Origin of the sequence: Xylanibacter rodentium, from assembly GCF_013166575.1 — a bacterium.
Taxonomy (GTDB): Bacteria; Bacteroidota; Bacteroidia; order Bacteroidales; family Bacteroidaceae; genus Prevotella; species Prevotella rodentium.
Genome location: NZ_JABKKE010000018.1, coordinates 1 through 12,561 on the forward strand (window position 1 = coordinate 1; position 12,561 = coordinate 12,561).

Below are 12,561 nucleotides of genomic sequence, written 5' to 3' on the forward strand. Positions count from 1 at the left end.
TGAAAATCGCATAACAGGCATTCGGTTTGCCTCCTTTTCAACTCTTGAGTCTATTTATTGACGAACTCTTTCGAATCCTTTAATCAAAAGACTACAACTCATATTTTATTCCCATTTGCAACACTCCGTAATGCTTGTTGCCATCAAAATAGTTTATCATCATATTGCCGTTGTCAACGGCATAGTGCTCACCAAATTCACCGAACAGGTTGAAGCCAGAACCTATGGCACAACGGATACCGAGAGAGGCATGCAGCGAAAACTGCACACGGTCGCGTTGTATGGCACGTCTGTGTGAGGCCGTTGACATGGTAGCCGACACGCAGAAGTCGGCCGCGGCACCCATAGAGCAGTACAATGTGAGCGGACGCAGTCTTACCATGTCGAGAGTGGCTTGCAGCGGTATGCCTACATAGTGCAGACGCTGTATGTCGACGGTACGGTGACGGCCGGCCTGTTGGGTGAAGTCTGTACGCAGATAGGTGTATGTAATGCCCGACTCAAGCGAAAAACGACGACCTATACGGTAACCGACAAGCATTCCGAAAGACACCGGAAGTTTGTGCTCTGTGGTCGATGAACACTCGTAAAGATACATCGGCTCGCTATATTCTGTTCCGACAGGAGAACCGGACGACGGGGCGGAAGCCAATGGAGTGGCTCCAACGACGGGAGACATCACCGCACTGCCCGGGGCACGCATCACCGCCGAAGCCATAAGCATCGGCTCAGAACTGACTTCGTTGCCTGCAAGATTTCCTGAAGCCGTAAGTCCGATAGTGAAATGGTGCAAGCCGTGAGCTTTCAATTTACGCGACCCGACTTTGTGTGAACGGTAATTGCTCTGTGCCAACAATATATCACCGGTACTGGAATTTTGTGGTACAGACAAGTGTCTGCTCTCCTTTGGAGATACATCGACGGTATCCTCAAAGGAGGACAATTGTCCGGATTCACTATTGTCATAGGATACTACGGCGGTTTGCCCACCGTCAGCCACCGTCAGCGGACCGGCACTGTCCGTAGGGACATTGGACAAACCGGGCCTGGTATGCGGTACGGACTTACCGGACAGGGCGACGGATGGATTTCTTTGCCCGGCATCGTGCACCGCACCATCCGAAATGGCCTCAACCGTCACTGGCAGACGAGAAGAACGTACCGGCACACTGTTATCCGCAGTGGTATAACGGACATGTCCTGCCCGTCGGTAAAAATATCCCGTGCCGACAACGAGCATCACTGCCAGTGATGCAGCCACCGCCACGAAACGGTGCAGACGTGCCTTACGCCGCATCACAGACACGCCAACTGGAGGCACCACGTTTTCATACGGAGAAGAATCGCAATCTCCGACATTTGTCATGTCTTCGCCGATACGCCTCTCTATACGGTTCCACAGTTCGTCGGGCACAGGCTCATGCCATGTGTCCATACGCTCGCGCAGTTGTTGTTTCCAGTCTTCCTGTTTCATCTCTAATGCTTGTTTTCGTAGTCTTTTACCATTCTTGCCAACATCTTCCTGGCTCGCAGATACTGCGACGCCGACGTGCTCTCCCCGATATCCAACATAGCAGCTATCTCCTTGTGGCTCTTCTGCTCGAGCACATAAAGATTGAACACAGTACGGTAGCCCGTGGGAAGCATGCCTATCATGCGCATTATCTCTTCCATCGGGACACGGCTCATATCCGGCCCGGTGTCGTCAGGCACATCGGGCAAGTCGTTACAGACACTGTTATGGGATTCATTCCTCAGATACCCGAGCGACATATTAACGGCTATACGATGTATCCAGGCCTTGAACGAGCCTTCACCACGATAGCTGAACTTGTGGAGCGAGGTGAACACTTGCACAAAACAATCCTGCAACACATCGCACGCAATGTCACGGTCGGCCACATAACGGAGTGCCAAAGCCATGACATAGCCTGAATATCGGATATACAACTCGTGTCGTGCAGAGTTGTCACCGTTACTGGCGGAATGTATCAGATGTTCCTCTGGGGTCACTTTAACATGTTCTTGTTTATCGCAGAGATAAGTGTAAGTGTCGGATTTCCACTGTTGTATACTTCGACGACGCGCCCGTCGATACTCACTGTCCTGACAACGAGCCATAATGTCAAAGTGCCGGAATAACTGTTGTATGCCGCTTTACTGTCAAAAGCGAATCTCACGGTCAGCGTATGCCATCCATCGTCGAGCCTGACACGGAATTTATAGTCGTCGGCATCGATATCGTAAACAGCTGCCTGTTGCGAATGGCCGGCCAAGGCAATACGCACGGCAAAACCCGACACATCCCATACGGCAGACTTACACCGCACATTTGCAGAACAATCGTCGCCAACAGCCATCATAAGAAGCCGTTGGTCAGGCATCGAGGATATAAAGATGCTGTCACCTGTCATCGCTATCTGTACATCAACGGAAGTGCTGATTGGCGCTCCCTCGTCCCAGATGCCGTTGAAAAGTATAACACCGGAAAATCCGGCCGAGTCATAAATGCGGTGCGCGTCAGAATCGTCTGTACTTTCTTCTGTCGAACAGGAAAATAGTAAGAGCATCATTGATATTATATAAAATGTTCTTTTCATAAACCAATAGCATTTTTAATGTAAGAACGGGAAAAAACAAAAATCTTGCATCAGATTATGCTTTATTTTCCGGAATCAGTGAAAACATTTGCGGGTCTATGCAAAAATCCGGCTTCACATGATAACAGTCAACCCATAAGTATGGCGGGAAATAACAAACGGTATATCTTATTTATCTATAATTAACATTTCGGGGGGGGTAAATTAAAGAATTATAACTACATTTGCAAATCATATAGCAAATTAGAATTGTAATGAAAGTAACAATCCGTACTATAAAATAACCAAGAAGAAAAACTTTATTCAATAACTTTTAAATTAAAGGGATTATGAAAATCAAATCATTTATGAAAGTACTTAACGTTGGAAAGTATGCAGCCATGGCAGCATTACTGATGGGAACAATGGTTGCATGCAGCGATGATGACGATGACGACAATGGCGGAGGAAACAACTCCCAGTTCGAGACTCCGAAATACGAGGGCGAAGCTGCCAAGTATGTAATAGACGACCAAAGAACATCACCATACAAGTCGATAGAACTGACGGCAAGCGGAAACTTCATCATTCAGCCGAGCGAATATGTGAACAATGCTCCCCAAAAGGTCCCCGTCGCCAGCAAGAAAAACATGTTACAGAGACTGGCCGGCATGATGAACGCACACATATCCATGCCTGAAACACGATACGAAGTGTATTCGTTGATTGCTTACGGCAAGTATACGAAGACCGGCGAAAATCATTATAACCTTGAAGGTTTCGGAACGCTGACAATAAATAAGGATGCCAATGGAACTGTACGCTCGATAGTTCTGACGACAGCAGGGAAGCATCCGGAAGAGTATACAGCACACAGACAAAACACCAACATAAACAGCGACATGTCGAACAAACTTTGCCGCACATGGTGCATTGAAAGCTACCGTTACTATGCAAAGATTAATGGCAAAACATATGTAGACCTTGCAGCCGACACTTTTGCAGAAATGATTACAAAGATGTATAACTGGTCAAAAAAGAACGACCCGGATTTTGACGAAAGCGAATGGGATGACATGGAAGATATGAAAAACGACCCTACCCCCGAGAATGTCATATTCACAAAAACCGGCACTTACATCGTTCTATACTCCAACAAACAACTTGCTGTATCCACATGGATATGGCAGGATGAGAAAAATGGAATACTGCGCTATTCTTGGAATCCTGACAACTTCAATGACTACGATGAGGCTGGGGATGTAAAAATAGAATTCAAGAATAACAGACTCCACCTCACTGAAGGCGACTTTGACTATGAAGACGGCGAGTCGTATGAAGAAGGATTGACATACATCATGACAGAAGTAAAATAATCTGTCGGTATATACGATACGGAGCCGTAACACCGGTACTGACACCGGTCGGAACTCCTCAAGATAAAGAAAGGCGACCCCTCCTTGCGGGGCCGCCTTCTTTCTTATTCACAATTTAAATAACATGAAAAAATCATTTCTTCAATTTGAACGAATTCTCTATACTGCTAAGTTCTTCGCCAAAAGCCTTGTCCACCTTCAGACGCTTCTCTACAGTAGAACAACTGTGTATCACGGTGGAATGGTCGCGGTTGCCTATGAGCTGTCCGATACGCGAAGCTGGCATCTTGGTATACTTTTGGGCAAAATACATAGACACCTGACGAACTATCACATAATCGCGTTTGCGGCTGCGACTGAACACATTCTGCTGTGTCACATTATAGTGATTGCACACCTTATCCAATATATCGTCTACCGTCAACGGATGGTTGTCTATCTTTACGGCACGCTTGATAACGCGCTCGGCCAGACGCATGTCTATATTGCAGTTGTAGACTACGGAATAGGCCATCAGCGAGTTGATGACTCCTTCAAGATCACGTACACTGCCGTTGGCCGTCTCTGCAATAAACCGGATGACATCTACAGGAATCTTAAGTCCGTCACGGCGGCACTTCGTGCTCAGGATGTCCATGCAGAGCTGTGTATTAGGCTTCTCGAGCTCGGCTGTAAGCCCGCATTTGAATCGTGTCAGCAGGCGGTCTTTCATGCCTTGCAACTCAACCGGCGGGCGGTCGCTGGCCAGAATTATCTGTTTGCCGGTACGGAAAAGATGGTCGAATATATGGAAAAAGGTATCAAGCGTACGTGTTGCCGTCGCCCACTCCTGTATGTCGTCCACTATCAGCACGTCAATGGTCTGATAGAAGTTTATGAAGTCGTTGGTAGTGTTGTGGCGCACGGAATCGGTAAACTGAACCTGAAAAAGACGTGCACTGACATAAAGAACTCTCTTTTCAGGATATATCTCCTTACATTTCACACCGATAGCGTTGACAAGATGGGTCTTTCCGCATCCGGAAGGGCCATAGACGTAAAACGGGTTGAAAGCCGAACGGCCGGGATGTTCTGCTATCGACATGCCGACAGTGCGCGGCAACTTGTTGCTGTTGCCCTCAATATAATTGTTGAAAGTGTGCCTAAGATTAAGTTGCGGATTCAGATTGCGGAGACCGGAAGCAGCATTGGAAGAGACTTGAGGACGGTTGGACCGTGCCTGCGGGGCAGCGACTGTTTGCTCGATCTCGGCCGGTTCGTCTGCCTCGACATCCTGTGAAATATTATGCGCCTTGTCGGTCACAATACGGTAAGTAAGTCTCACGTTTGTACCGAAACAGCGTGTAAGTACCTTGCTCAATAGTCCTACGTAGTATTGCTCCAAGTACTCATATACATATGGGCTCGGAACCTGAACCAACAGGGTCTTATTCGCCACGGAATACGACTCGAAACCTATCGGTGCAAACCATGTTTTGAACTGTTGCTCTGTGACATTGTCCTTTATCATACCGAGACACTTGTCCCACAGCATCTTATGACTATCAACCATTCGGGTGTTACTTTGCTATCGTTTCTTTATACAATATATAATGCTATAAGATTTTTGGAAATGCAAATTTCGTATTTTTTCCCGAGAAAAACAAATTTTAGGATTTCAATCTGCCAATAAAAATATCTGTAACAGTCTTATTATGGGGTTTTTAAGTGTATTTCGGACCTTTTAAACGCCATATTTCATTTGTCAGTTTATAATATCTTGTGTTTCAGATTGTTACATACAATCCTGCCGTATATTCACGTTTGTATGAATATACGGCAGAACATCGCAACCATCTATAAATAAGAGAGTTTGCCAATTTACAAGGCTTATTTCCCGGAGTCGGTCTATTTAGACTAAATAAAAATATACGGTCTACTTGTCCTTCTTGCCAAATATGGAGAAGTGAACGTAACGCTTGGGATGCTGACGCAAATCTATAAGAAGCGAATCGGCGTTGCGCATGGTAGACGAAAGATTGTAGTAGAGTTGCGGATCGCGCATCAGCAGCCCTAAGGTTCCCTCCTTGCTGTTCAGAACTGTTGTCATCCGGTTTACGTTGTCAAGCGTAGCATCGACCTTTGCCATCGTCGCAGAAACGTCTATACAACCTAATTTCCCTGTAAGGCGTTCAGTATTGTCGAGCACGTTGTCAGCCTTGTCCAACATTCCGGGCACTTTATTGTTAAGACTCGCGGTAAGTCTGTTTAGTTGCGACGTCGTAACAGCAAGATTGCCAGTTATACGATCCACATTTCGCAGGGAGTTTGTCAGCGCCTGATCGGCCAGCAGGGTATTAAGACTGGTCAATATGGAATCTATTTTCGGCAACATTTTCTCTACCGTCGGTAACATCTTGGCTGCTTTGCCCAACATCCCGGAATCCTTGCCACCATGTATCGTATCACCCACAGCCACACTTTCCAAAGGATTACCGGCAAGCACCAGATTCATTTTCACATTTCCAAGCATGTCACTCTCTATCTCGGCCGTGGAGCCTTGAGGAAGACGCATGCCCTTGGAAAGCCCTACTGCCGCCACAATTTCTCCATCGCCACTGTAATTATAGACAATATCTTTAACTACACCGACCTTATACCCGTTTGCATATACTGGGCTTGAGGCTGACAAACCACTGATATCGTCAAAAGTAACATAATATGTGTCATCACTTGAAAACAGGCTCAGCCCCTTTAGAAACTGCAAGCCAAAGAACAAGACCACCACACCCAATATAGCCACACATGCTATCTGAACTTCTTTTGTAAAAAACTTCATATCGTCTATTTTTTGTTTCTGTTATTCTTAAATTCACGTATCGCCTCCGCAACATTCATCTTACGTCCATCCTTAAAAGCCACGACAAATGCTTCCGGAAACTTATCCAGTATGCCTTTCCGCAAACGGGATATCTCATTATAATCGGCGGACGCACCGTAAGTAAACTTATAAAGTCCTCCTTCTTCATAAAAGCCAATGTTTTCCAAACCTTTGAACACGATGTCATTACCTCTAATATTACGGCTGCTCGCCATTATCTGTACTTTGAATACCGGCTCACAATCTGTCGCCGTCACATCTGAACGCATTGTCAAAGAGTCGGTTGCCGGCAAAGATGAAGTTTCCGATGGCCTATTTTCTTTCCGAGAAACAATTGTTTTCTGTGAGGATTTGGCCAATTGTGACAACTTGATTTCCCCTGAAGCCTTTGCTGCAGACGAATCCTTCACACTGATTCCGATTGTCTGAATATCTTCTTTAGCGGTTTGCCGGGATTCTCTATCCGGGCCGGCCGAAGCATCGCCTGCAGAAGTATCTTTCACCATACCGCTGCGGGCATCGGACAACTCGGCAATGATACTTTTACTGTCAACAACAGCGACCTTACCGTCCGGTTGCGGATCAACAGCAATACTCCTTGTACCGGATGACAAGCTACTACCGGATTTCGTCTTTATATTACCTTTGCGCTTATCACTTTTGCTTTCCGTATTTGCCGCCCCAACCTCCTGTGGAACTACTGCAGGTATATTAATCTTCTGTCTTGTATCTGCCTTATACGGAACTGTCACCCTCTTGTCAAACTTGCTTCTATAATCCGCGAATGCCTGATATATACCTTTGCCGAGAGCGTCTATTCCGGCTGCAGAATTCAGATACTGTTCCTCCTCAGGCGTAGTTATGAACCCTAATTCTATCAGACAACTCGGCATTGACGTTTCGCGGAGCACAAGAAAACCGGCCTGCTTTACGCCCTTGTTCAGCCTTCCTGACGAAGCACAGGCCCTTCTCTGAACCACCTTCGCCAACTCTACGCTCTGTGCCATGTTCTTGTCTTGCATAAACTCAAACATGATATAACTCTCCGAAGAACGCGGGTCGAAGCCCTCATAACGCTGTTTATAGTCTTTCTCTATCAGAATCACAGAATTCTCACGTGCGGCAACATCAAAATTATCTGAAGCACGGTTCATACCCAACGTATATGTCTCCAGTCCGCGGGCAATCTTTCCTTTTGGAAGTGCATTTGTATGAATGGATATAAACAAATCGGCCTTGTTCCGATTAGCTATATTAGCCCGCTCATGAAGGGGGATAAAGACATCCGTTTTACGGGTGTATACCACTTTAACATCCGGACAGTTGCTCTCTACATAACGTCCGAAAGCCAAAGCAACTTTAAGATTTATATTCTTCTCCTTTGAGAATCTTCCCAAAGCCCCGGCATCATGTCCACCGTGTCCGGCATCGATAACGAGGGTAAACTTCCTGTCAGCGGCAAAGCCTGTCGCCGCAAAATACAATATCAACCACAAAAATATAACTATTTTTCTGCTCATATCGCTGATAAATTACACAAAAGTAGTTATTTTCCTATTAAAACTGAAATATCTCAGATAGTTTTATCATTTATTAAATGTATCTCCACTCCTGCACCATTACAATCGGCACCTATCGGTGGATTTACCTTAGTGACAGTAAGATCAACAGACAGTATATCCGGACTATACCCGACAATAGCCTTGGCTATGCGTCCGGCGACATGCTCAAGCAACATGGACGGCACTGCCATCTCCTTCTTGACAATGCAATACAGATCGGCATAGTTCAGAGTATCGCCTACATCATCGGTCATAACAGCCCGGCTGAAATCATAACCGACACGCAGGTTTACCACAAAATCTCCCCCTACTGTCCTTTCCTGAGGCATGACGCCATGGAAAGACCTGAAACGCAAATCGCGCAAAAATATAAAACTATTCATCCGAGAAACCGATGAAAATTAAACTGATAAGAAACAAAGAATAAAGAAAATCAAAAGTTGGAGACTGCAAAATTCTCCATATCCCAGTCCCCAACTTTATCATATCAAATACAAAATGTCAAAAGATTATCCGCAACGTGACGCTCCACAGTTCTTACACGTCAGGCATCCTTCCTGATACACAAGAGTCTCATGACCGCACGCCGGACATTTCTGTCCCTTTGCCTCTGTGCCATCCACGATATACTTCTTAAGAGCACGCTCCACACCGTTTTTCCATGTGTTGATACTCTCGCTCTTCAACTGCAAAGAACCTACAAGTTTGATGACATGCTCTATCGGCATACGGTAACGAAGCACACCACTGATGAGTTTTGCATAGTTCCAATATTCTGGATTGAACTTTTCGCTAAGTCCCTCTACGGTAGTCTTGTATCCGCGCTTGTTCTCAAACTGGAAGTCATAGCGGTGGCGTCCGTCCTCACCCGTACTCTTTATTATTTTTCCCTTGGTCACGGTCTTGGGCAACACTATTCCTTCTTCATCATCCTGCAGACCTGTGAATATCTCGTAAGGATATCCGTTGAGCAATCCGACAAAAGCCACCCACTTCTCTTTGTTGTTCTGGAATCTCACCACATCACATTCCAACTCTTTCGGTCTGACCTCTGTCACTTCCGGATGTTTGCATGGAACTGCATTATCAACCGTTTCCTCTTTTTTCTTTTTATCTTTTTTCGACACCGAAATCATCACTCCCGAACGGCTGCCGTCACGATATATAGTGCATCCCTTACATCCGGAACGCCAAGCCTCTACATAGAGACGATTAACCAAAGCCTCATCCACATCGTTAGGCAGATTCACCGTTACACTGATAGAATGGTCGACCCACTTCTGTATAGCACCCTGCATCTTGACTTTCATCAGCCAGTCCACGTCGTTTGCCGTGGCCTTATAATAAGGCGAGCGGGCCACAAGAGCATCAATCTCTTCCTGGGTATATTTCTTTTTGGCATCTATACCGTTTGCCTCCATCCATGTAATGAACTTGTGATGGTATACAATGTATTCCTCGAAAGAGTCTCCCACCTCGTCCACAAAGTCGACATGCACATCAGCATCATTAGGATTCACTTTCCGACGACGTTTGTACACAGGCATGAACACAGGCTCTATACCACTCGTGGTCTGTGTCATCAGGCTCGTGGTACCAGTCGGTGCTATAGTCAGACAGGCTATATTTCGACGACCATATTTCGCCATATCCTCATAAAGCTGCGGATCGGTATCCTTCAGGCGCATTATGAACGGATTGTTTGCCTCACGTGCAGCATCATAAACAGCGAAAGCACCACGCTCGCGAGCCATTGTCACCGACGAGCGATAGGCAGCAAGCGCCAGACTGCGATGCACCTCCACAGAAAAATCCGTAGCCTCCTGTGTTCCATAACGCAACCCCATTGCGGCTATCATGTCACCCTCGGCCGTTATGCCAACACCCGTACGGCGTCCCATGCCGCTCTTACGCTTGATTTTCTCCCACAGATGGTATTCTGCCTGTTTCACTTCATCGCTCTGAAGGTCTGTTTCAATCTTTGACATGATGCTGTCTATCTTCTCCAGTTCCAAATCGACGATGTCGTCCATCAAGCGCTGCGCCGCAGCCACATGCTTGCCGAACAGTTCGTAATCGAAATATGCCTCTTGGGTAAACGGATTGACAACATACGAATACAAGTTTATGGACAGTAAACGACAAGAATCATAAGGGCACAGCGGAATCTCGCCACACGGATTGGTAGACACCGTACGGAATCCCAAGTCGGCATAGCAGTCGGGGATGCTCTCGCGCAGGATGGTGTCCCAAAACAGTACACCCGGCTCGGCGCTCTTCCATGCGTTATGCACTATCTTCTCCCAAAGAGCTTTGGCATTTACCTCCTTACGGCATTGAGGGGTGTCACTGTCTATTGGAAACTTCTGGACATAAGGCCTGTCCTCCACTGCAGACCGCATAAACTCATCGTCAAGTTTCACCGACACATTGGCACCTGTCACCTTCCCTTCCGTCATCTTCGCATCAATAAAAGCCTCACTGTCAGGATGCTTGATACTCACCGAAAGCATCAGCGCACCACGGCGTCCGTCCTGTGCCACCTCGCGTGTAGAGTTGCTGTAACGCTCCATAAACGGAACAAGACCGGTCGACGTCAATGCAGAGTTGTTGACAGGGGAACCTTTCGGACGTATGTGGCTCAAGTCGTGTCCCACACCACCGCGACGCTTCATCAGCTGCACCTGCTCCTCGTCTATCCGCATTATGGCGCCATAGGAATCGGCATTGCCGTCCAGACCTATCACAAAGCAGTTGCTCAACGATGCGACCTGATAGTCATTGCCAATACCTGTCATCGGACTGCCCGCAGGCACTATATATCTGAAATGGTCAAGCAATTCGAATATATCTTCTTCCGTCATCGGGTTGGCATATTTCCGCTCAATACGGGCAATCTCCCGCGCTATACGCCAATGCATATCCTCAGGCGATTTCTCGTAAATATTGCCGAAACTGTCCTTCATGGCATATTTGTTCACCCATACACGAGCCGCGAGTTCATCACCGCCGAAATATCTCAATGAGGCATCGAAAGCCTCATCATAAGTAAAAGTTTTCTTATTGTCCATGTTCTCTTGTTGAAATAGGATGGCAAAGTTATCAACTTTATTCCACACTACAAAATATTCTTTTAATGATTTTCCGGACATAAAAAATCAGGATAAAAGCAGAACAGACCGGCCGCCTGATTCGACCTGCCTGTTCTCTACTATATTATATATATGTGCGACGCACATCAAAGCCCGTTAACCTCATCCAACGAAAGACCTGTTATAATAGATATAGTTTCCGGAGCGATACCGTGCGATTTCATACCCTTGGCCATATCTACGACGCCTTCTGCACGACCTTCTGCACGACCTTCTGCACGACCTTCTTCCCTGCCTTCCATCTTCGCGGTATCAAGCACATCTCTTTGCACCATCATCGCATCAATATGACGATCGTAGTCAAGGCGATCCTTCTTGCTCATCGACAGATACTGCAACCGCTTGCGGGCTTCTTCAAGACCGGGCGCAGTGGTACCGTCCTTTATATGCCCGTTTTTCAGATAGTCAAGCCATTCCTCAAGCGGAGTGGTGGCCACCCTGTTAAACTCGTTAACACGTATTATGAAATATTCCGGGAATATGTCTTCCGGGGTCTTCATACGTATGGCGTCGCGCTCCTTCGTATTCACCACAAGCGTATCATCCGTATGCACACCACGGAACGTAGTACGGCCATGATAAAGATAGTCTGCGCCATGTCCCAAATCAAAATACAGGATGTTGATAGAGTAGACCTTCTTCACCTTGTCATACTTGTCACCGAGAGATATATGCTCCGTTATAGCCTTGGCCACACCGTACAGAATGCGTTCGAGATAGTAAAGCTCACGCGTCAGCTGTATCTCGACAATTATGATGTCACCCTTGCTGTTGGTGGCCTTTATGTCCACACGGTTGTACTTGTCGTACATATCTTCCTGATTGCCTTCACTCTCTAGTATTTCCACTATGTGTATCTTCTCGTTGAGAAGCACTGTCACAAGTCCTTCAAGGACACCGAAATTGGCCTTATCCCTGAGCATGCGCTTGGCAGCCCAGTCAAAACGTACATATTTGTTATTTTCGTTCATAGTAGAAAAATTATTTCCGCAAATATAACGAGTTTATGTGAAACGGCAAAATTTATAATAC

General features: G+C 46.4%; 10 protein-coding genes. 1 reads left to right on the plus strand and 9 read right to left on the minus strand.

The annotated features are described in order from the left end of the window. Window positions 1-91: 91 nt before the first annotated feature. Genes HPS55_RS10470 through HPS55_RS10480 form a run of 3 tightly spaced genes read right to left on the minus strand, consistent with a single transcriptional unit; the run spans window position 92 to window position 2,600 of the window. The gene (locus tag HPS55_RS10470) at window positions 92-1,474 is read right to left on the minus strand and encodes a porin family protein (protein ID WP_172177291.1); all 1,383 of its coding nucleotides are present in this window, start codon (window positions 1,472-1,474) and stop codon (window positions 92-94) included. Between the two features lie 2 nt (window positions 1,475-1,476). Next, on the minus strand, window positions 1,477-2,013 hold the full coding sequence (locus HPS55_RS10475; protein WP_256408611.1) for an RNA polymerase sigma factor: 537 nt from the start codon (window positions 2,011-2,013) through the stop codon (window positions 1,477-1,479). After that, the gene (locus HPS55_RS10480) at window positions 2,010-2,600 is read right to left on the minus strand and encodes a hypothetical protein (protein ID WP_172177287.1); all 591 of its coding nucleotides are present in this window, start codon (window positions 2,598-2,600) and stop codon (window positions 2,010-2,012) included. The genes HPS55_RS10475 and HPS55_RS10480 overlap by 4 nt, the downstream gene beginning before the upstream one ends. Before the next feature lie 347 nt (window positions 2,601-2,947). Between HPS55_RS10480 and HPS55_RS10485 the strand changes: the two genes are divergently transcribed. Then, entirely contained in the window at window positions 2,948-3,955 is a 1,008-nt protein-coding gene (locus HPS55_RS10485) for a hypothetical protein (RefSeq protein WP_172177285.1), read from the plus strand. Window positions 3,956-4,088: 133 nt separating this feature from the next. Here HPS55_RS10485 and dnaA read toward each other — a convergent pair whose 3' ends face one another. The 6 genes from dnaA to HPS55_RS10515 form a co-directional block, all read right to left on the minus strand. After that, the gene (gene dnaA, locus HPS55_RS10490; protein WP_172177283.1) at window positions 4,089-5,507 is read right to left on the minus strand and encodes a chromosomal replication initiator protein DnaA; all 1,419 of its coding nucleotides are present in this window, start codon (window positions 5,505-5,507) and stop codon (window positions 4,089-4,091) included. 363 nt (window positions 5,508-5,870) lie between these two features. Further along, window positions 5,871-6,773, minus strand: a complete 903-nt coding sequence (locus tag HPS55_RS10495; protein ID WP_172177281.1) for an MlaD family protein — start codon at window positions 6,771-6,773, stop codon at window positions 5,871-5,873. A 5-nt stretch (window positions 6,774-6,778) separates the two neighbouring features. Then, window positions 6,779-8,335, minus strand: a complete 1,557-nt coding sequence (locus HPS55_RS14250) for an N-acetylmuramoyl-L-alanine amidase family protein (RefSeq protein ID WP_253945847.1) — start codon at window positions 8,333-8,335, stop codon at window positions 6,779-6,781. A 53-nt stretch (window positions 8,336-8,388) separates the two neighbouring features. Then, on the minus strand, window positions 8,389-8,760 hold the full coding sequence (folB, locus tag HPS55_RS10505; RefSeq protein WP_172177279.1) for a dihydroneopterin aldolase: 372 nt from the start codon (window positions 8,758-8,760) through the stop codon (window positions 8,389-8,391). Window positions 8,761-8,886: 126 nt separating this feature from the next. Beyond that, window positions 8,887-11,448, minus strand: a complete 2,562-nt coding sequence (locus HPS55_RS10510; protein ID WP_172177277.1) for an adenosylcobalamin-dependent ribonucleoside-diphosphate reductase — start codon at window positions 11,446-11,448, stop codon at window positions 8,887-8,889. A 167-nt stretch (window positions 11,449-11,615) separates the two neighbouring features. Continuing rightward, window positions 11,616-12,500 (minus strand): Rpn family recombination-promoting nuclease/putative transposase, encoded by an 885-nt coding sequence (locus tag HPS55_RS10515; RefSeq protein ID WP_172177275.1) that lies wholly within the window; start codon window positions 12,498-12,500, stop codon window positions 11,616-11,618. Window positions 12,501-12,561 lie beyond the last annotated feature (61 nt).